This window comes from Arthrobacter sp. 01L42, assembly GCF_056400005.1.
In genome coordinates this window covers 31,794-51,703 of the sequence record NZ_JBFTSL010000011.1, presented here as the reverse complement: position 1 = coordinate 51,703, position 19,910 = coordinate 31,794, and the positions used below count along the sequence as shown (strand labels likewise).

The following is a 19,910-nucleotide window of genomic DNA, read 5'->3' as shown; positions in this document are numbered from 1 at the left end:
TACCCCGGAATCAGACGTTGCCTGCTGCGCGGGCAGGGCTGAGGTAGAAGGTGAGGCGGAATTTGCCGATCTGGACCTCGTTGCCGGACTTCAGTTCCACCGAGTCCACGCGGTCGTGGTTGACGTAGGTGCCGTTCAGGCTCCCGGTGTCCACAACCTCAAAGCTGCGCGCAGTGCGGCGGAATTCGACGTGCCTGCGCGAGACAGTGACGTCGTCGAGGAAGATGTCGGCGTCCGGGTGGCGGCCCGCCGTGGTGACGTCGGAGTCCAGCAGGAACCGCGCACCGGCGTTGGGGCCGCTGTGCGCGACGAGCAGGGCCGATCCGAAGGGAAGGGCCTCAACCGCTGCCCGTTCCTCAGTTGAAAGCTTCGGCGTGAAATTGGGTTCGTCGCGCACCGGAGTGAGGTTGATCGACGTGGTCTCCGAAGCCTTCACTCCACCCGTGCCGTAACCGTCACCGGTGTCGTTCCGTTCGTGCCCAAACATTGAGTCCTCCTCATTCGTTGCAGGTGTCCCCCCTGCAAACAACGCATGCCGTCCGGAAAAGCCTTGCAGTCCCGGTAATGAGGCCCTTCGGCGGGGCGCGGCTTTGTTTTGTTATCCCAACAACACTCGCCGGCGGCCCCGGCCCGAATGACCTCTGTCTTTAGCCTACCTGCTGTTCATACTCGGATGCACTGAGCAAGGACTCGACCGCGTCGGCTTCCGCGAGCTTGATTTCGATCAGCCAGCCTTCACCGTACGGATCGGAGTTGATAAGGGCGGAATCGGTGTCCAGCGACTCGTTCCTGGCGACCACCTCGCCCGTCACCGGGGCGTAAATGTCACTGACGCTCTTGGTGGATTCGACCTCTCCGACGACGTCGTTGGCCTTGATGGTGGTCCCGACCTCGGGCATCTGGGCGTAGACGACATCCCCGAGGGCGTCCTGGGCAAAATCAGTGATGCCCACGCGCACAACCCCGTCGGCGTTGGGGGCCGAAACCCATTCGTGTTCTGCGGTGTAGGACAGGTCTTCGGGAATGATGCTCATGACGGGCCTTTCATCGGGTCAATCACCTGGCGGCGGCAGTCGTTTGTTCTAGCCGCCGCTGAAAGTATAGGCACATCGGGCAGGGGCCGGGGAGGCATCTGCGAAGATGGTGCCATGGCAGAACATGCTCCGCTGAAGGGCGGGAATGTGAACAACCGGGGCGCCGGGACCGTCCGGACACGTGAGGGCTAGGCCGTGCCTGAGCTTCCTGAAGTTGCGGCCCTGACGGACTTTCTGGACGAGCACCTGCGCGGAGCAATGGTGCGGAAAATCCAGCCGGTGTCCTTCGCCGTGCTCAAGACGGCAGACCCTCCCTACTCCGACCTCCAGGGCAAGGCCGTCAGCGGCGTGCAAAGGTTCGGCAAGTTTGTCAGCCTGGAAGCGGACGGGCTGCATTTTGTCTTCCACCTCGCCCGGGCCGGCTGGGTCCGCTTCACGGACTCCCCCACCGACGCCCAGCTGAAAATGGGGAAGGGCCACATCGCGCTGCGGCTGACGTTCTCGGGCGATTCCGGCCCGGTGGGCATGGACCTGACCGAGGCGGGCACGAAGAAGAGCCTGGCGGTCTATGTGGTCCGTGATCCGCACGACGTGCCCGGCATCGCGGCGCTCGGACCGGATCCGTTCAGTCCGGACTTCGACGTCGATGCCCTGGCCGGGATTCTCGGCTCCAGTTCCCAGCAGATCAAGGGCGTCCTGAGGAGCCAGGGCATCATCGCCGGGATTGGGAACGCGTACAGTGACGAGATCCTGCACGCCGCCAGGACTTCGCCGTTCGCGATCGCCAGGTCGCTGGACCGGACGGACGTTCAGCGCCTCTACGACGCCATCCACACCATTCTGGGAACGGCGGTGGCGGAGGCCAAGGGCAAGCCGCCCAACGAACTCAAGGACACCAAGCGGAGCCACATGCGGGTCCACGGCCGGACCGGCGAACCGTGTCCGGTGTGCGGGGACACGGTCCGGGAGGTTTCCTTTGCCGATTCCGCCCTGCAGTACTGCCCGGCGTGCCAGACCAAAGGAAAGATCCTGGCCGACCGCCGGACGTCCCGCTTCCTGAAATAGCGGATCACCGCGGACCTTCCTGGGAACACCACGGAGCGGATGTGTCCGGGAAACAGAAAACCCCGCCATTCCTTCATCAGGAATGGCGGGGTTTCAGCTGTTGGTCGGGCTGACAGGATTTGAACCTGCGACCCCTTGACCCCCAGTCAAGTGCGCTACCAAGCTGCGCTACAGCCCGCTGGTTCCACCGTTCTCCGCCCGGAAGTCTTCCCGGATTCGCTCCAGGTTTTCTTCCAAGCAGTCCGGCCGAACCACCTCCAAAAGCTTACACGATCCGGGAGGGTGCCTGTGACAATTTCAGGCTGTCACGCCAAGGTGTGTCGGAATTAACGTTTCTTGCCACGCTTTTCGCGCACGCGCATGTTGACCTCAATCGGCGTGCCCTCGAAGCCGAAGGTCTCCCGGAGGCGTCGGGTGATGAAGCGGCGGTATCCCGGATCCAGGAATCCTGTAGTGAAGAGCACGAACTTCGGCGGCCGGCTCGAGGCCTGGGTGCCGAACAGGATGCGGGGCTGCTTGCCGCCGCGGACCGGGTGCGGGTGCGCTGCGACAAGTTCGCCCAGGAACGCGTTGAGGCGTCCGGTGGGGATGCGCTTATCCCAGCTTTCCAGGGCGGTGTCCAGGGCCGGGACGAGCCGGTCCTTGTGCCAGCCGGTCTTGGCCGAGATGTTCACGCGCGGCGCCCAGGCCACGTGTGCCAGGTCCTGCTCGATTTCGCGTTCCAGGTAGCGGCGGCGCTCGTCGTCGAGGAGGTCCCATTTGTTGAAGGCCAGCACCAGGGCGCGGCCGGATTCAACGGCCAGCTGCAGGATGCGGACGTCCTGCTCGCTGAGCACCTCGTCCACGGCCAGGAGCACGACGGCGACCTCGGCCTTTTCGAGGGCGCTCTGTGTGCGCAGGGAAGCGTAGAAGTCCGCGCCCTGGGCCATGTGCTGGCGGCGCCGGATGCCGGCGGTGTCCACGAAGCGCCACGTGCGTCCGCCGAGTTCGATGAATTCATCGACCGGGTCGCGGGTGGTGCCGGCGGTGTTGTCCACCACCACACGCTCGGAACCGGCGAGCTTGTTCAGCAGCGAGGACTTGCCGACGTTCGGGCGGCCGATCAGGGCGATGCGGCGGGGGCCACCGGAGCGCTCGAGGCCCTCAATCAGGGAGTACTCCGGGAGGGTGTCCATGACGTGGTCCAGGAGATCCGCCACGCCGCGGCCGTGCAGGGCCGAGACGGGGTACGGTTCGCCGAAGCCCAGGCCCCAGAGGGTGGCCGAGTCGGCTTCCTGGGCGAAGTCGTCCACCTTGTTGGCCACCATGATGACCGGCTTCTTCGACTTGCGCAGCATCTTCATGACGCCTTCGTCGGTCGCGGTCGCGCCCACGGCGGAGTCGACGACGAACAGGACGGCGTCGGCAAGTTCCACGGCCATCTCGGCCTGCTCCGCCACACGGGCGTGGATGCCGCGGGCATCGTGCTCCCACCCGCCGGTGTCCACCACGGTGAAGTTGCGGCCGTTCCAGTTTGCCGAGTACATGACACGGTCGCGGGTGACGCCGGGGGTGTCCTCGACCACGGCCTCGCGGCGGCCCAGGATCCTGTTGACCAGGGTGGATTTGCCCACGTTGGGCCGTCCGATGATGGCGAGGACCGGGTCCAGCTTGACCGGGCCGTCAAAGTCCTCGTCGTCGAAGTGGCCGCTCAGCAGCGCGGCGTCGTCTTCGTCGAGCTCGTAGTCGTCCAGCCCGGCACGCAGTGAGGCCGCGCGGAGTTCCGCTTCGTCATCGTCCAGGGCGGCAAGGTTTTCAGCCACCTGGTCGGTGCCGGTGGGCGTGTATTCGTCTTCGCCGGCGCCAAAATTGCCGGAGGTTTGAGTCGTATCGCTCATTGCACTTTCCTTAGGTGGTGATCTGCCGGCGTCCCGGCTACTTCTTCATGACGTTCATGCGGTGATTCCGCGTGGGGCAGGGGCTGCCCGGTTCTTAGTACTGAGTCCTGGACATGGCGCGCTAATGCGGCCCGGATTTCGGTTCCCGCCCTGTCCATTGAAACACGCCCGGTCTCGCCGGGCCTGCGGCTGACGTTGATGGCCCCGCCGAAGCTGACATGCAGGCGCCGGCGCGGTGCGGGCACGGTGTCCAGGTGTTCGCCGTCGATTCTTGTGCCCAGGATGGCCACGGGGACCACAGTGGCGCGGGAGTTAAGCGCCAGCCAGGCGACGCCGTTGTTGATCGCGGCGGCCTCACCGCTCCCCCGCGTGCCTTCGGGAAGAATCCCGACGCACCGTCCGGCATCGAGCAGGCTCCGGGCCGTGGCCAGCGCCGCACGGCCACCGCGGCGGTCGACGGGCAACTGGCCCGACGCCGCCAGGACGCGGCCGAGGAACCCGGTGAACATCTCCTGCTTGACGAGGATGTGCATGGGCCGGGGCGAGGCGCCGAACATGACGGGCCCGTCCAGGAAGCTGATGTGGTTTCCCGCGAAGATCACGGGACCGGCCGCCGGGACGTTGGAGCGTCCGCTGACCGACGTGCGGTAGACGAGGTGGTCCAGGAGCCAGCCCACGGGCCGGCTCCACGCCGTCGTCCACTGACCGGGCAGGGAGGCCGGCGCTGTCCCCGGCAGTCCGGCGCGCCCCTCAGTCACCGTGGACGGCCCGGAGCGGAACGGGAGAGTGGTTGACCACGGTGTCCACGATGTCGAGGGCGGCCTGGACCGTCTCGTCAAAGTCCAGGTCGGAGGAGTCCAGGGTCACGACGCCGTCGGCGGCCGTGGTGAAGTTCACTACGGTGGAGTCCTTGGCATCGCGGTGCGTGACCTGGGCTGCCAGCTGCTCGGCATTCTGGCTGCCGCCCAACTGGATGCCGCGGCGGCGCAGCCGGGCTTCCTCGCTGGCGGTCAGCAACATCCGCACCTCGGCATGGGGCGCGACGACGGTGGTGATGTCCCGGCCCTCGACCACCATGCGGCGGTGGTGCTTTTCGATCAGCTCGCGCTGCCGGCGGATCAGTTCAGTCCGCGCGCCCAGGGTGGTGGCGACGGCGCTGACTGCCGCGGAAATGGCGGGTTCACGGATGGCGAGAGTGACATCGTGCCCGCCGACGCGGACGTACTCTTCCTGCGGGCTGGTGCTGATTTCCAGCGGCAGGGTCTCTGCGGCGGTCTCGACGGCGGCCCCGTCGTCCAGGTCCGTGCCACTCTGCAGGCAGAACCACGTCAGGGCGCGGTACATCGCGCCGGTGTCGAGGTAGGCCAGTTTCAGCCGGCGGGCCACCTCTTTGCTCACGCTGGATTTGCCGGAGCCGGAGGGGCCGTCGATGGCAACCACAAGGCTTTTTCCGGGGCGGACTACGTCCACTGTCTCGATGAGTTCCTGGGTCATTACTGGAGTACCCGCCATCCACGGTCGTTGAGGGCTGCTATCAAAAGGTCGTGCTTGTTGGGCAGGACGGAAATTTCCACCATGCCCACATTCTGCCCCGAAGAGTGGTCGAGGCGGAGGTCTTCGACGTTGACGCCGATCTCGCCAATCTCGGTCAGCAGCTTGGCGATCTGTCCGGGTGTGTCATCCACCAGCACCGTCAGCCACGAGTATGCCTGCGGGGGTCCGCCGTGCTTGCCCGGGATCCGGGACTGGCCGGCATTGCCTTCGCTGATCAGCTGGGCAAGGTCCAGCCTGGAGCCGGGAGCGGCCGGTGACTCCAGGGTGCCGATCAGCCGGTTGAGGTCCTCGCGGACTCCGTGCAGGATCTCCACCACCTTTTCCGCGTTCGCGCCCAGGATCTGGACCCAGAGCGTGGGATCGCTTGCGGCGATCCGGGTGACATCCCTCAGACCGTTGCCGGCCAGGGACAGGGCGTGCAGGGGCGTGCCCTGCAGGCGGCTGGCCACGAGCGAGGACATCACCTGCGGCAGGTGTGAGACGAGCGCCACGGCTGCATCGTGCTCGTCGGCAGCGAATTCGGACACGACGGCGCCGAGATCGCCGGCCAGCGCACGCGCCACCCGCAGGGACTCCGGCAGTGTCTCCTCCGCCAGGCACACGACCCACGGCATGGAGGTGAACAGCTCGCCCCGGGCCGCGACCGGGCCCGATTTCTCGCGCCCGGCCATGGGGTGGGTCCCCACGTAGCGGCCCAGGTCCGCGCCTCGGCTGCGCAGATCGGCCAAGATCTGTGCCTTCACGCTCGCGATGTCCACCACGACGGCGTGCGGGTAGTCCTGGAGCGCCTTGGCCACGACGTCCGCCGTGACATCCGGCGGCGCGGCCACGACGACGAGCTCCGGCGCCTCCCCCTCGAGGCGCGCCAGCGGCAGGCCGGCGCCGATGTCGACGGCGACGGCCTGGTTGGTCGGCGAGGGATCCGAGAGGAACACGGGAACGCCCCGCCCCCGCAGCCCCAGCCCGATGCTGGTGCCCAGAAGCCCGGAGCCCAGGACGAGCACCGGGCCGTTCAGGTGGCCGCGGCCGTGCGTGCGGAAGGCGGACATGCTTACAGCCCCACGGAGGCCAACAGGTGGCCGACTTCCTGCTTGCCGAGGTTGCGGATGCTGCCCTGGCGCTGGTCGCCGAGCCCGATGGGGCCGACCTTGACGCGCACCAGGCGCAGCACGGGGAAGCCGACGGCGTCGAACATGCGCCGGACGATCCGGTTCTTGCCCGAGTGCAGCACGACCTCGATCAGCACGTGGCCCGGGGTCGAGTCGACGAGCTTGAAGGAGTCCACCGAGGCGATGCCGTCCTCGAGTTCGACGCCGCCCTTGAGTTCGGCGCCCACGCCCTGCGGGAAGGGCCCGCGGACCTGCACCAGGTAGGTCTTGGGCACTTCATAGGACGGGTGCGTCAGGCGGTTGGCGAGCTCGCCGTCGTTCGTCAGCAGCAGCAGCCCTTCGGTGGCGACGTCAAGCCGGCCCACGTGGAAGAGGCGTTCGCCGTGGTGGTTGCGGACAAAGTCGCTGATGCACGGGCGGCCGTCCGGGTCCTCCATGGTGGAGACAACGCCCTTGGGCTTGTTGAAGACCATGTAGACCATGTTCTCGTCCAGCTGGATGCGCAGTCCGTCGACGTGGATCACTGCCGTCTTCGGGTCGACGCGCACGCCGAGTTCGGTGACCACCTGGCCGTCGACCTCGACGCGGCCCTCGGCGATCATTTCCTCGCAGACCCGCCGTGAGGCGACGCCGGCGGAAGCCATGACCTTCTGGAGGCGGGTGCCGTCGGCGTCGTGCAGCTCAGACTGCGGCACCTCGGCTCGGGGTCCGCGCTTGCGGGCCGGCTTGCGCACGGGCCCGAGGTTCTGGCCGAAGCGTTCACTGCCGAAGACGCGGGAACCGGTGGCCTTGGCCGCTCCGGCGCCGACGCGCGGCTTGGGTTTGAGGGCGCCGGGAGTGCCGGGGGCCTTGCCGAAGCCGGGCTTGCGGGCTGCTGCCTTGCGGGCGGCCTCCTTGCCGGAAGGCGCTTTCGACTTCCAGTCAGCGGAAGCCGGGCGGGCGGCCGACGGCGCGCCGTCCGGACCCTGCAGGTCCGGATCGATGAAGGCCTCTTCGCGAGGCTTGGGGTGCTTGAAGGGGCGGTCTCCGCCGCCCTTGTAGCCGGCTCCGCCGCTGCGGCCTGCGCCGCCCTGGGAGCTGCGGCCTGCGCCGCCCTTGTAGTCGGCTCCGCCGCTGCGGCCCGCACCGCCCTGTGCGCCGCGGCCTGAGCCTTGCGCTGAGTTTTGTCCGGCACTGTTACGTCCCGAACTGTTACGTGGTGAACCCTGGCGTCCCGCCTGTGTCATGACCCGTCCTTCGTTTGTTGGCCGACGGCCGCTGTCTCCCGACAACACCCGCCGACTGGGCAAAATGATTCTGCCCTAGTGGATACTCGTGCGCAGGCAGTTGTTCCTGCCTACATTCTTCCAGCGTCGTAAAACTCTTCGATGCCTTCAAGCCCCGGAAGGTGGGGTGAAAGCTGTGGCAATTCCGCCACCGAGCCGATTCCCATTCGCTCCAGGAAATACGACGTCGTGCGGTACAGGATTGCTCCGGATTCAGGATCGGTTCCCGAATCCTCGATCAGCCCCCGCTGCGTCAGCGTCCGCACGACAGAGTCAACGTTGACTCCTCGAATTGCAGACACCCGCGCCCTAGATACGGGCTGGCGGTAAGCGATGACGGCGAGCGTTTCGAGCGCCGCCTGCGTCAGCCTGGCCGTCTGTCCTTCCAGCACGAATTCCCCAACGATCTCGGCGAATTCAGCGCGGGAATAGATCCGCCAGCCTCCGGCGATATTCCGCAATTCAAAACCCCGGGCGGTGGCGCTGAAGCCGTTCAAACTGGCATCGTCCACATCCGGGGCATTAACAGTATAACCGTTATACTCCCGCTGCAGTTCAGCCAGCAGGGTCTCGACGACGTCGACCGTCAGGTTCAGCCCGGCTGCCAGGGCCTGGGCCGTGGCCGGTTCGTCGATCACCATCAGGACCGCTTCGAGGGCCGCGCGGGCGCCCCCAGGCAGGCTCGCGACGTCCGGCCCGGCGTCCGGCCCGGCCTCGCGGGCAGCGTCAGGGAGTCGTTCGTTCACGGTTGGTCCTCGTATTCTTCACTCAGGTTTTCGCTGCTCCACCCCTGGGTATCGGCCGTCCAGTGCACCGTCAGTTCCCCCAGCGGCAGCAGCTGGTCAAAGCCCACTGCCCGGTCGCGGAACAGCTCCAGCAACGCCAGGAACCGCGCCACCACCACCAGCGTGGATTCGGCGTCGGCGATCAGGGCCCGGAAGCTCAGCGGCGTGCCCAGCCGCAGCCGGTTCCCCAGCAGCTCGGCCTGGTCCTTGACGCTGACGGGCGCGCCGTGCAGGTGCGCGAGGCCTACTTCGGTGGGGGCTGCCACCTTGGGTTTGAGGGCCGCCTCGGCCAGGGAGGCGAACTGGGCAGGGGTGTGCCGCCACAGCAGTTCCGGAAGCAGAGCAGCGAAGTGTCCCTCAAGGGCAACCTGCCGGGGATAGCGCCGGGCCTCAAGCTCGAGTGTGGAGCCGATCATGCCGGCCACCTGCTTGAACGCCTTGTACTGCAGCAGCCGGGCGAACAGGAGGTCCCGGGCCTCCAGCAGGGCAATGTCCTCATCGTCCTCAACCTCGCCCGCGGGCAGCAGCCGGGCCGCCTTGAGGTCCAGGAGGGTGGCCGCAATCACCAGGAATTCGCTGGCCTCATCCAGGGCCCACTCCTCCCCCAGCTGCTGCAGGCCCCTGATGTACTTGATGAATTCGTCAGTGACCGTGGACAGCGCCACCTCGGTGATGTCCAGCTGGTGCTTGGAGATCAGGCCGAGCAGGAGATCGAACGGGCCGGTGAAGTTGGCCAGCCGCACTTCGAATCCGGGCTTTTTGACGCCCTGTTCTACTGGGTCCTCCGGCCGCGCGGCCCGCGCGGATTCCGCGCGTGTGTCGAGCTCCGCAGGCATGTCGAGATTCGCTGGCGGAGAAAAGGCGCCTGCCACGACCCTGGCTAGGGCGCGCCGCCGCGCGAGATCAGCTCTTTGGCCAGGCGGCGGTAGGCGTCGGCACCGACGTGGTTGCCCGCGTAGGTTGTGATGGGCTCGGCCGCGACCGTGGCGTCGGCAAATTTGATCGAGCGCTTGATGACGGTTTCGAAGACCTTGTCGCCAAAGGCCTCCACCAGGCGGGCGATCACCTCGCGGCCGTGCAGGGTCCGGGCGTCGTACATCGTGGCGAGCACGCCGTCGACCTGCAGGCGCGGGTTGAGGCGGTCCTGGACCTTGTCGATGGTTTCCACGAGCAGCGCCACGGCGCGCAGGGCAAAGAATTCACAGATCAGCGGGATGATGACCCCATGGGCGGCGGTCAGCGCGTTGACGGTGAGCAGGCCGAGCGAGGGCTGGCAATCGATCAGGACGACGTCGTAGTCGTCCTCGACCTTTTTCAAGGCCCGGTCCAGCACCTGTTCGCGGGCCACTTCATTGACCAGCTGCACCTCGGCGGCGGAGAGGTCGATGTTGGCCGGGAGCAGATCCACGTTCTCCACGCCGGTCTTCTGGATGGCGTCGCGGATGTCCACCTTGCGGTCCATCAGCACGTTGTAAACGGTGAGGTCGAGCTCGTGAGGATTGGTGCCCAGGCCGGCGGACAGGGCACCCTGCGGATCGAAGTCGACCAGGAGCACGCGGCGGCCGTATTCGGCCAGGGCGGCGGCGAGGTTGATCGTGGACGTGGTTTTGCCCACCCCGCCCTTCTGGTTCACCATGGCGATAACCCGCGCAGGACCGTGGGAGGACAGCGGCGCGGGCTCCGGAAAGTCGCGTTGGGGCCGCCCGGTGGGGCCCATGACGGCGTCTTCCAGATCGAGTTCGGTGCCTTCCAGAGTTGCTGAACCCTGTTCGCTGCTCACGTATCTATCCACACTTTCGATGACGGTGATTGTCGTGCTTCATTTTGCCGCCTCCGGGCTCCCGGAGCCCAGCGCGTTCCTCCCAAGGTTACAGCGCCCGACACGGTATTCGCCGGACCTTGACACTGCGCCGGAGGCTGTGCCTTGACGTTCGGGTTGAAGTCGAAGGTTGCTGCCGGGCTGTCACGGCGGCCCGGGCGTGCCGGCGGACAGGCCCGGGGGACGCCGAGGGGGACGCCCGCAGGCGCGCCGGTAGCGGTGAAGCAGGCGGCCGGGCCCGCGCTCCGGCGGCCCCGGAGATATTGAAGTTTGTACCCCGCAGGCCTACATTGAAACGACGAGGTGGCAGCGGCTTATGCACGAACTTTCGATCACGCAAAGTCTTGTGGAGGCGGTCCTGGACCGGACCGGTGGCCGCTCCGTGACGGGCGTCAACCTGCGGATCGGACCCTTGAGCGGTGTCCTCCCGGACGCCGTGCGCTTTTGCTTCGAAGTCGTTTCAGCTGACACGCCGCTGGCCGGGGCAACCCTGACGATCGATGAATCCGAGGGCCGGGCCAGATGCCGCAGCTGCCGCGACGAGTTCGTCCTTGAGGACATGTTTCTGCTCTGCCCCTGCGGCAGTGCCGATGTCGAAGTCGTCAGTGGCCGGGAGCTCCTGGTCACCTCGGTGGAGGTTGCGTAGACATGTGTGCGACGTGCGGATGCGGCGACGACGCCGGCACCAGAGTTTCGGACCTCGACGGCACTGTGCACGACATCTTGCCCGCTGCTGCGGCCCCGCACGAACATCCGCATCCGCACGATCACGGCCATCCCCACGATCACGATCACGATCACGATCACGGCCATCCCCATCCCCAATCCCCCGGGACAGCCGACGCCGGGCACAGCCCCGCGGCGGAAGGACGGACCCTCATCTCCCTGGAGGAGAACCTGCTCGCCAAGAACGACCTCCTGGCCGCACGGAACCGGGGTTGGCTGGAAGGACGCGGCATCCAGGCCTTCAATGTCATGAGTTCCCCAGGGGCCGGCAAGACCACGCTCCTGGTCCGGACCATCAGGGAACTTGCCGGTGAGCTGGACATTGGTGTGATCGAAGGGGACCAGGAGACCTCGCTGGACGCCGACCGGATCCGGTCCACCGGGCGGCCGGTGATCCAAATCAACACCGGGGCGGGCTGCCATCTGGATGCCGTGATGCTGCAGCGGGCGCTCGGCGCGCTGGATCCGGTCCCCGGATCGACACTCTTCATCGAAAACGTGGGCAACCTGGTGTGCCCGGCATTGTTCGACCTCGGCGAATCGGCCCGGGTCGTCGTGATCTCAGTTACGGAGGGCGATGACAAACCGCAGAAATACCCCCACATGTTCCTGGCTGCCGACCTGGTGATCATCAACAAAGCAGACCTGCTCCCCTATGTGGAGTTCGACGTCGAGCGTTGCGTGCGCCAGGCGCGCCTGCTGAATCCCGGCGTCGACGTCCTGACCCTGTCAGCTACCACCGGCGACGGCATGGACGGCTGGCTGGAGTGGATCCGGAAGAATCCCCTCCCGGCGGCGGCTGCCGCCGGGAGTGCGCCGCGCTCTGGCGGACTACGCGTTTGACCGTTGACGCAACATTCGAGCCGCGGCCACAGGGCGGGCTCCGAAGGAGGCAACGATGCCTACAGCTACTGCATTGAAAGCGGAAGAAACCTTGATCCACGTCCTGTGGATCAATGCCGGACTCAGTTGCGACGGTGACTCCGTGGCCCTGACGGCGGCAACCCAGCCAAGCGTCGAGGAGATAGCCCTTGGGGCGCTTCCCGGACTGCCCAAGATTGCCATGCACTGGCCGCTGATCGACTTCGAATGCGGCCCGCAGCAAGGCGCCGACGACTTCCTCGAGTGGTTCCGCAAGGCGGACCGCGGCGAGCTGGAGCCGTTTGTGCTGGTGGTGGAGGGGTCCATCCCGAATGAAAAGCTGCACGCCGCGGGCGGCTACTGGGCGGCCTTCGGCAACAACCTCGACACCGGACAGCCGATCACCACCAGCGAGTGGCTGGACCGGCTGGCGCCCAAGGCGACGGCGATCATCGCCGCGGGGACCTGTGCGACCTACGGAGGCATCCATGCCATGGCCGGAAACCCCACCGGCGCCATGGGGGTGCCCGACTATCTCGGGTATGACTGGCGCTCCAAAGCCGGGATCCCGATCGTGTGCGTCCCGGGCTGCCCCATCCAGCCGGACAACCTTTCCGAAACCATGACGTACCTGCTGTATCAGGCCACCGGACAGGCCCCCATGATTCCCCTGGATGAGGCGCTCCGGCCGACCTGGCTGTTTGGCCAGACGGTGCACGAGGGATGCGACCGCGCGGGATACTACGAACAGGGCGACTTCGCCACCGAATACGGGTCCCCGAAGTGCATTGTCAAGCTCGGCTGCTGGGGGCCGGTGGTCAAGTGCAACGTGCCCAAACGCGGCTGGATGAACGGAATCGGCGGCTGCCCCAACGTGGGCGGCATCTGCATCGGCTGCACAATGCCGGGCTTCCCGGACAAATTCATGCCGTTCATGGACGAACCTCCCGGCGGCAAGCTGTCGACCGCCTCGATCATGCCGTACGGCAAGACCATCAGGACACTGCGGAACATCACGAAGCACACGCTGGACCAGGAACCCCGCTGGCGCAAACCCGGTAATGATCTGCTGACCGGCGCCAAGCGGACCTGGTAGGGACGCTAGGCAGAGAGGCAATGCAATGACTTCGACGATTCCGATGCCCTCAGCGGACGGTACCGCGGGCGAGAACCTGGTAGAGATGGCCTGGGACCCGATCACAAGGATCGTCGGCAGCCTCGGCATCTACACCAAGGTCGATTTCAAGAACAACCAAGTGGTGGAATGCCACAGCACGTCCTCGATTTTCCGCGGCTATTCCATCTTCATGCGCGGCAAGGACCCCCGGGACGCACACTTTATCACGAGCCGGATCTGCGGAATCTGTGGCGACAACCACGCCACCTGTTCCTGTTACGCGCAGAACATGGCCTACGGCGTGAAGCCGCCCCACCTCGGCGAATGGATCGTCAACCTGGGCGAGGCTGCCGAGTACATGTTTGACCACAACATCTTCCAGGAGAACCTGGTCGGCGTGGACTACTGCGAGAAGATGGTCTCCGAAACCAACCCGTCGGTGCTGGCCAAAGCCGAGAACACACCGGCCCCGCAGGCAGCCGCGCACGGCTACCGCACCATCGCGGACATCATGCGCTCGCTGAACCCGTTTACCGGGGAGTTCTACCGCGAGGCACTGCAAGTGAGCCGGATGACCCGGGAAATGTTCTGCCTGATGGAGGGCCGGCATGTCCATCCCTCCACGCTGTATCCCGGCGGCGTGGGCACCGTGGCGACGATCCAGCTGATGACGGACTACATCACCCGGCTCATGCGGTACGTGGAGTTCATGAAGAAGGTCGTGCCGATGCACGATGACCTCTTCGACTTCTTCTATGCGGCCCTGCCCGGGTACGAGCAGGTGGGGCTGCGGCGCACCCTGCTGGGCTGCTGGGGGTCCTTCCAGGACCCGGAGTTCTGCAATTTCGCCTACAAGGACATGACGGAGTGGGGCCGGAAGATGTTCGTCACGCCCGGCGTCGTGGTGGACGGCAAACTCGTGACCACGGACCTGGTGCGCATCAACCTGGGGATCCGGATAATGCTGGGCTCGTCCTACTACGAGGACTGGGGCGACCAGGAAATGTTCGTCACCCGCGATCCGCTGGGCAACCCGGTGGACCGCCGGCACCCCTGGAACCAGCACACCAACCCGCGGCCGCAGAAGCGCGACCTCGAGGATAAGTACAGCTGGGTGATGTCACCGCGGTGGGATGACGGCGAAAGCAACCTGGCGCTGGATACCGGCGGCGGCCCGCTGGCCCGGCTCTGGTCGACCGCCCTTGCCGGCTTCGTGGACACCGGCTACCTCAAGTCAACGGGCAGCAGCGTCCAGATCGAGCTGCCCAAGACTGCGCTGAAGGGCCCGGTGACCCTGGAATGGAAGATCCCGCAGTGGAGCAACACGCTGGAGCGGAACCGCGCCCGGACCTATTTCCAGGCCTACGCGGCGGCCGCCGCCCTGCACTTCGCCGAAAAGGCGCTCGAGGAGATCCGGGCCGGCCGCACCAAGACGTGGGAGTCCTTCGAGGTGCCGGAGGAAGCCATCAGCTGCGGCTTCACCGAAGCCGTCCGCGGCGTGCTCTCGCACCACATGGTGATCCGCGACGGCAAGATCGCCAACTACCATCCCTATCCGCCGACGCCGTGGAACGCCAGCCCGCGCGACTCCGAGGGAACACCGGGCCCGTATGAGGACGCGGTGCAGGGCCAGCCCATCTTCGAGGAGAACGACCGCGACCATTTCAAGGGCATCGACATCATGCGCACCGTCCGCAGCTTCGACCCCTGCCTGCCGTGCGGCGTCCACATGTATCTCGGCGACGGGCAGACGCTGGACTTGCTGCACTCCCCCACGCAGTCGCTCACCGGTGAGTAGCCCGCCATGGACCGGGAGAATCTGTTGGGCTCGGCAGGTGAACGGATCAGTTCGCTCCTGGACGCGCTGGGCTCCGGCGGTCCGGTGGCCCGGGACCGGGCGGAAGAACTGGTCCGGCAGGTGACGGAACTGTACGGTGCCGGGCTGGAACGGATCCTGCACGTGCTCGATTCGCAGGGTGCGCTCGGGCCCGGAACGCTGTCCGCCCTCACGTCCGACCCGTTGGTGTCGGGCCTGCTCCTGATCCACGGGCTGCACCCCGTGGACCTGCCCGGCAGGGTCGCCGGCGCCCTGGACTCGGTCCGGCCCTACCTCGGCTCGCACGGCGGCGATGTGGAACTGCTCGGCATCAGCGAAGAAGGCGTCGTCCGGCTGAGGCTGCTGGGCAGCTGCCAGGGCTGTCCGTCGTCGTCGGTGACGCTCAAGCTCGCCGTCGAGGACGCGATCGAATCTGCGGCGCCCGAGGTGACCGGCATCGAAGTGGAGGAAGCGGCTCCCGCCGCCGTTCCCGCCCTCATCCCCGTCGGCGCCCTGCGCTCGCGGCTGGACGGGCTGGGCGGCCCGCCCGACGGCGGCATTCGCAGTGCCGCGCCGGACTGGGCGGTCCCCGACTCCGGCACGCCGGCCCCAGGCACGTGGCAGGCGGTCCCGGCCCTCGCTGAGCTGGAGTCCGGAGCCGTGGCCGGCTTCCTGGTGGCGGGCGTGGAGGTGCTCACGTGCCGGATCGGCCCGGACATCTACGCGTTTGTGGACCGCTGCCCGCGGTGCACCCACACCATGCCGGGCGCCTCGCTGCAGCGGGCGCTGGCCGCCCCGGTCGGCGGGGGGCTGTTGCGCTGCCCGCACTGCCGCAGCCACTTCGACGTCCGGAAGGCCGGGGCCTGCCTCGAGGACAAGGGGCTGCATCTTGATCCCCTCCCGCTGCTGCTCCGCGACGGGGTTCCCTCCGTGGCCGTCCCCACCACCGCGGACCCGCTGTGAGATGCCGGCACATGAATTCCGCGGCACGGGAACGGAGCAGGGCATGACGGCGACGCCGGGAAGCGGGAGTCAGCCGGCTGGCAGCGCCGGAAACAACAGCGCCGGAAACAACAGGGCCGGAAACAGCGCGTCGGCGCTGGCCGTGCTCCGCCGGATAACGTCCACCCGCCCGGCCCAGCCTGCCGGCGAGCGCTGCGAGATGTGCGCGGAGCCCATCCCGGACGCCCACCAGCACGTGGTGGATCTGGAGAGCCGCTCCCTGCTGTGCACGTGCCGGCCCTGCTATCTGCTGTTCACGGACTCGTCGGCCCATCTGCGTTACCGCTCCGTCCCTGACCGCTACCTCTCGTTCGAGCCCTTCGAGCTCGGCCAGGCCCAGTGGGACGAGCTGGAAATCCCGGTGGGGCTGGCATTCTTCTTCTTCAACTCGACTCTTGGCCGGACGGCCGCTTTCTACCCGAGCCCCGCGGGCGCCACGGAGTCCGAACTTCCCCTGGCTGCCTGGGCGTTGGTCGAGGCGGCCAACCCGGCCATCACCGTGCTCGCCCCCGACACGGAAGCCCTGCTGATCCGCGCCCCCGGCCCCGACCGGGACCGGGCGGACTGCCACCTGGTCCCCATCGATGCGTGCTACGAGCTGGTGGGCCGCCTGCGGCGGGTATGGAAAGGCTTCGACGGCGGCCAGGAGTCCCGCCAGGAGCTCGCGGGATTCTTCGACCGGATCAGCCGCCGCAGCAGGCCGGGCGCCCCCGCGGCAGACTTGGAGGGACGCCATGGTTGAGCTCGAATTCAGTGTGCTGGACATCGCCCCGGAGCCCTACGCGGCCGCACCCCAGCTGACCGCGCGCCTGCGGATCCAGGAGAAGAGTGGCGCCGCCGTCCATGCCATGGCCCTGCGGTGCCAGGTGCGGATCCTGGCCCAGCGCCGCGGCTACGACGCCGACGAGGAAGCCGGGCTGCTGGAACTCTTCGGCACCCGCGGACGATGGCCCACCACACTCAAGCCCTTCATCTGGATGCACAGCGGCATCCTGGTCCAGGGATTTGCGGACAGTGCCGACGTTGACCTGCCGCTGCCCTGCACGTTCGACTTCGACGTCGCAGCGGCAAAATACCTGAACTCCCTGCGGGACGGGACGGTCCCGCTCGAGTTCCTCTTCTCCGGGACGGTCTTCACGCGCGGCGCGGCGGGCTTCGGCGTCGAGCAGATTCCCTGGGACCGGGAAACGCGGTACGCCCTGCCCGTGGCGGCCTGGCGCTCGCTGATGGACGCATTCTTCCCGAACCAGGGATGGATCCGCCTGGACCGCGACGTCCTCGCGGCCCTGGCCAAGTACAAGGCGGTCCACGGCTTGATTTCCTGGGAGGCCGCCATCGAGGGGCTGCTGGCCGGGGCGGGTGACCCGGTGCCGTGAACACCGGACTCAGCCTGGCCCGCGCCGTCGCCGACGCCGTCCTCTACGAGGGATACCTCCTGTACCCCTACCGCGCCTCGTCCGCCAAGAACCAGGCCCGCTGGCAGTTCGGCGTGCTCGGGCCGCCGGGCGCGGCTGAATCCGGTGCCGGCGAAGCGCCGGACATGGCAGCGGATTGCCTCCTCGAGCCGGGACCCGCGGCGCGCGTCGACGTGCACCTGCGCTTCCTGCACCTCCAGAGACGGTCCGCCGAACGCGCGGATGACGGCGGATTCACGCCCGTCGACGAACTCACCGTCGGCGCCTCCCGGTGGCTTAGCTGGGACGAGGCAACGGATCAGGAGATCACCCTCGGGCCGTACAGCCTCGGCCAGCTTGCCGCGGGCGTGTCCGCGCCGGTGAACGTGCCGGCGAACGAGGACATCGAGCCCGTGCTGGATTCCGCCGGCGCCATTGCGGGCCGGCTTGTGCGCCGGCGGCGGGAGCTTCGTGGCGAGGTGCGCCTGCTGGCGGCGCAAGTGGCGACGCCGGGGCAGGCCGCCGGAGCAGATGCCGCGGCGGGGCCGGCCCACGGGCCGCTGTGGCGGCTCAGGGTCACGGTGGAGAACGCGGCGGCAGCGGCCACCGACACGCGTTCCGCCATCGAGTACTCGTTCATCGGAGCCCATGTCCTGCTCGCCGTCCACGATGCCGACTTCCTGTCGGTGATCGAGCCGCCGGGATGGGCAGCGGCGGCGGCGGCTTCGTGCAGCCAGCACCGCTGCTGGCCCGTGCTCGCCGGCCCCGAGGGGCAGCGCGATGTCCTGCTCCTGTCCCCGATCATCCTCTATGACCATCCGGCGGTGGCACCGGAAAGCACCGTGGAACTGTTCGACGCGACGGAGATCGATGAAATCCTGACCTTGCGGGTGCTCACCCTGACCGATGCGGAAAAGGCGGAGGCCCGGTCAACCGATGCCCGGGCCGCGGCGATCATCGAACGCTGCGAAAACATGACGGCAGAGGAGCTCCAGCAGTTGCACGGCATCCTGCGGAACCCGCACGCCGGTGCGCCCCGCGGACCCGGGAGCATCGGAGGCGACGGCTTCCCCGGCCCCGCGGTCCCGGCCTATCCTGAGTTCTCAGTTCCGGAGTTCTCAGTTCCGGAATTCTCGGTTCCGCGCGCCTCCGACGCGGACACCGGCGCCGGCACGCCGTGGTGGGATCCGGCCCGGGACGCCGCCGTGGATCCGGGATCGGACACCGTCTTCATCGACGGCGTCCCGATCTCACGCGGCAGCAGGGTGCGGGTTGTCCCGCTGCGCCGCGCCGACGCCCAGGACCTCTTCTTCGCCGGCAAGTCGGGTCGCGTCACCGGAGTCCACTTCGACGTCGACGGCGGAACGCACGTCGCGGTGGTCCTCGAGGCCGACCCCGCCGCCGAACTGCAGGAGTGGTACGGACGGTATCTGTATTTCGCCCCCGAGGAACTCGTGCCGCTCACCGCGGCGCCGGCCCCGGACAACGGAAAGGAACCATCACCATGAAAGCTCTGGGCATCATGACAGTCGTGCTCTTGCTGGCCGCGGGCCTGGCAGCAGCCGTCGTCGGCCTGCGTTCAATTCCGGACATCAAGCGCTACGTGCGAATGCGGAGCATGTGAGGCCCGGTGTGAGCGGGGTCCTCGTGGCGGGCGTGGGGAACGTGTTCCTTCGCGACGACGGATTTGGGCCGGCCGTCGCCCGCCGGCTGGCCGAGGAGGTGTCCGGCCTGCCCGGCTGGGCGCCGGAGGAGGTCCAGGTGCGGGACTACGGGATCCGCGGGCTGCACCTCGCCTACGATCTCCTGGACGGCGTGGATGCGCTGGTGCTCGTGGATGTGCTTCCGGCCCCGGCGGACGGGAGCACAAGCGCGGGAACGCTCCGGATCCTGAAGATCCGGGTGGAGGACCTGGAAAGCGGCGGTCCGCTGACGCCGGCCGGCCTGCGGGCCAATCCGGCCTTCGATCCTCATGGCATGGACCCGCTGGCTGTCCTGCGCCGTCTGCGTGTTTTGGGCGGATCGCTGCCGGAGACCTACCTGGTCGGCTGCATCGCGGGGCGAACGGACGAGGGCATGGGACTGTCCGAGGACGTGTCCCGCGCCGTTCCGGCAGCCGTGGAAGCAGTCCGCACCCTGGTCACAGCCCGCATCACGAACACAGACGCAGCGCCCGCGAGCGCGGCTCCGGATGAAACAGGCTGAGGAGGAACCACGGATGTGTCTGGGAATACCGGGCCGGATCATCGAAGTGATCGACGGCTACAACGGGCAACTCGCCCTCGTGGATGTGGCCGGAGTGGAGCGCAAAATCAACATTGGCCTCCTCGATGACGGCCCCGTGGAGAGCGGCACGTGGGTCCTGATCCACATGGGCTTCGCCCTGGAACGCGTGGACCAGGAAGGCGCCGACCGTGCGATGACGGGACTTGAGCTCATGGGACGGGGCCCGGACCCCACCGACACGGTCCCGTAGCCTTCACTCC

Annotated in this window: 22 protein-coding genes and 1 tRNA gene; 12 read left to right on the top strand and 11 right to left on the bottom strand. The window is 67.4% G+C overall.

Going from position 1 to position 19,910, the window contains the following annotated elements:
- Positions 1-10 precede the first annotated feature (10 nt).
- Together AC1DN2_RS11380 and gcvH are read right to left on the bottom strand one after the other, a co-directional pair.
- Positions 11-487: an FHA domain-containing protein gene (locus tag AC1DN2_RS11380; protein ID WP_028275906.1), complete on the bottom strand. Its 477-nt coding sequence runs from the start codon at positions 485-487 to the stop codon at positions 11-13.
- 160 nt (positions 488-647) lie between these two features.
- A complete protein-coding gene (gene gcvH, locus AC1DN2_RS11375; protein WP_079553886.1) occupies positions 648-1,034 on the bottom strand; it encodes a glycine cleavage system protein GcvH in 387 nt (128 codons plus the stop codon).
- 195 nt (positions 1,035-1,229) lie between these two features.
- Between gcvH and AC1DN2_RS11370 the strand changes: the two genes are divergently transcribed.
- Positions 1,230-2,099, top strand: a complete 870-nt coding sequence (locus AC1DN2_RS11370; RefSeq protein ID WP_476850403.1) for an Fpg/Nei family DNA glycosylase — start codon at positions 1,230-1,232, stop codon at positions 2,097-2,099.
- Between the two features lie 101 nt (positions 2,100-2,200).
- On the opposite strand, the gene AC1DN2_RS11365 is transcribed toward AC1DN2_RS11370, so the two are convergent.
- From AC1DN2_RS11365 to AC1DN2_RS11325, 9 genes are all read right to left on the bottom strand, one after another.
- A tRNA-Pro gene (locus tag AC1DN2_RS11365) sits at positions 2,201-2,277 on the bottom strand.
- A gap of 148 nt (positions 2,278-2,425) precedes the next feature.
- Complete coding sequence (der, locus tag AC1DN2_RS11360; protein WP_028275909.1) at positions 2,426-3,976, bottom strand: ribosome biogenesis GTPase Der; 1,551 nt, start codon at positions 3,974-3,976, stop codon at positions 2,426-2,428.
- A complete protein-coding gene (locus tag AC1DN2_RS11355; protein ID WP_476850474.1) occupies positions 3,973-4,653 on the bottom strand; it encodes a lysophospholipid acyltransferase family protein in 681 nt (226 codons plus the stop codon). The genes der and AC1DN2_RS11355 overlap by 4 nt, the downstream gene beginning before the upstream one ends.
- A gap of 73 nt (positions 4,654-4,726) precedes the next feature.
- Positions 4,727-5,470: a (d)CMP kinase gene (gene cmk, locus AC1DN2_RS11350; RefSeq protein WP_028275911.1), complete on the bottom strand. Its 744-nt coding sequence runs from the start codon at positions 5,468-5,470 to the stop codon at positions 4,727-4,729.
- Positions 5,470-6,579: a prephenate dehydrogenase gene (locus AC1DN2_RS11345; protein ID WP_476850402.1), complete on the bottom strand. Its 1,110-nt coding sequence runs from the start codon at positions 6,577-6,579 to the stop codon at positions 5,470-5,472. The genes cmk and AC1DN2_RS11345 overlap by 1 nt, the downstream gene beginning before the upstream one ends.
- Before the next feature lie 2 nt (positions 6,580-6,581).
- Positions 6,582-7,865, bottom strand: coding sequence for a pseudouridine synthase (locus AC1DN2_RS11340; protein WP_476850401.1), 1,284 nt, complete (start codon positions 7,863-7,865; stop codon positions 6,582-6,584).
- A gap of 110 nt (positions 7,866-7,975) precedes the next feature.
- Entirely contained in the window at positions 7,976-8,584 is a 609-nt protein-coding gene (gene scpB, locus AC1DN2_RS11335; RefSeq protein WP_156945075.1) for an SMC-Scp complex subunit ScpB, read from the bottom strand.
- Between the two features lie 62 nt (positions 8,585-8,646).
- Positions 8,647-9,525: a segregation and condensation protein A gene (locus tag AC1DN2_RS11330; protein ID WP_476850400.1), complete on the bottom strand. Its 879-nt coding sequence runs from the start codon at positions 9,523-9,525 to the stop codon at positions 8,647-8,649.
- Between the two features lie 44 nt (positions 9,526-9,569).
- Positions 9,570-10,469 (bottom strand): ParA family protein, encoded by a 900-nt coding sequence (locus AC1DN2_RS11325; protein ID WP_018772307.1) that lies wholly within the window; start codon positions 10,467-10,469, stop codon positions 9,570-9,572.
- 355 nt (positions 10,470-10,824) lie between these two features.
- Between AC1DN2_RS11325 and AC1DN2_RS11320 the strand changes: the two genes are divergently transcribed.
- The 11 genes from AC1DN2_RS11320 to AC1DN2_RS11270 are packed head-to-tail and all read left to right on the top strand — an operon-like array spanning position 10,825 to position 19,900.
- The gene (locus tag AC1DN2_RS11320) at positions 10,825-11,154 is read left to right on the top strand and encodes a hydrogenase maturation nickel metallochaperone HypA/HybF (protein ID WP_028275916.1); all 330 of its coding nucleotides are present in this window, start codon (positions 10,825-10,827) and stop codon (positions 11,152-11,154) included.
- Between the two features lie 2 nt (positions 11,155-11,156).
- Positions 11,157-12,077 carry a hydrogenase nickel incorporation protein HypB gene (gene hypB / locus AC1DN2_RS11315; protein WP_476850399.1) on the top strand — a complete coding sequence of 307 codons (921 nt, stop codon included), beginning with the start codon at positions 11,157-11,159 and terminating at the stop codon, positions 12,075-12,077.
- Between the two features lie 55 nt (positions 12,078-12,132).
- Positions 12,133-13,191, top strand: coding sequence for an NADH-quinone oxidoreductase subunit B family protein (locus AC1DN2_RS11310; RefSeq protein WP_476850398.1), 1,059 nt, complete (start codon positions 12,133-12,135; stop codon positions 13,189-13,191).
- 25 nt (positions 13,192-13,216) lie between these two features.
- On the top strand, positions 13,217-15,010 hold the full coding sequence (locus AC1DN2_RS11305; protein ID WP_476850397.1) for a nickel-dependent hydrogenase large subunit: 1,794 nt from the start codon (positions 13,217-13,219) through the stop codon (positions 15,008-15,010).
- A gap of 6 nt (positions 15,011-15,016) precedes the next feature.
- Positions 15,017-15,991 (top strand): NifU family protein, encoded by a 975-nt coding sequence (locus AC1DN2_RS11300; protein ID WP_476850396.1) that lies wholly within the window; start codon positions 15,017-15,019, stop codon positions 15,989-15,991.
- A gap of 43 nt (positions 15,992-16,034) precedes the next feature.
- Positions 16,035-16,772 carry a DUF5947 family protein gene (locus tag AC1DN2_RS11295; RefSeq protein WP_476850395.1) on the top strand — a complete coding sequence of 246 codons (738 nt, stop codon included), beginning with the start codon at positions 16,035-16,037 and terminating at the stop codon, positions 16,770-16,772.
- Positions 16,765-17,406 (top strand): DUF6084 family protein, encoded by a 642-nt coding sequence (locus AC1DN2_RS11290; RefSeq protein WP_476850394.1) that lies wholly within the window; start codon positions 16,765-16,767, stop codon positions 17,404-17,406. Before AC1DN2_RS11295 ends, AC1DN2_RS11290 begins: the two co-directional genes overlap by 8 nt.
- Positions 17,403-18,932, top strand: a complete 1,530-nt coding sequence (locus AC1DN2_RS11285; protein WP_476850393.1) for a hypothetical protein — start codon at positions 17,403-17,405, stop codon at positions 18,930-18,932. Before AC1DN2_RS11290 ends, AC1DN2_RS11285 begins: the two co-directional genes overlap by 4 nt.
- A complete protein-coding gene (locus AC1DN2_RS11280) occupies positions 18,929-19,048 on the top strand; it encodes a DUF6893 family small protein (RefSeq protein ID WP_018772298.1) in 120 nt (39 codons plus the stop codon). Before AC1DN2_RS11285 ends, AC1DN2_RS11280 begins: the two co-directional genes overlap by 4 nt.
- A gap of 8 nt (positions 19,049-19,056) precedes the next feature.
- Entirely contained in the window at positions 19,057-19,629 is a 573-nt protein-coding gene (locus AC1DN2_RS11275) for a hydrogenase maturation protease (RefSeq protein WP_476850392.1), read from the top strand.
- Positions 19,630-19,642: 13 nt separating this feature from the next.
- Positions 19,643-19,900, top strand: coding sequence for a HypC/HybG/HupF family hydrogenase formation chaperone (locus tag AC1DN2_RS11270; protein WP_230008283.1), 258 nt, complete (start codon positions 19,643-19,645; stop codon positions 19,898-19,900).
- Positions 19,901-19,910 lie beyond the last annotated feature (10 nt).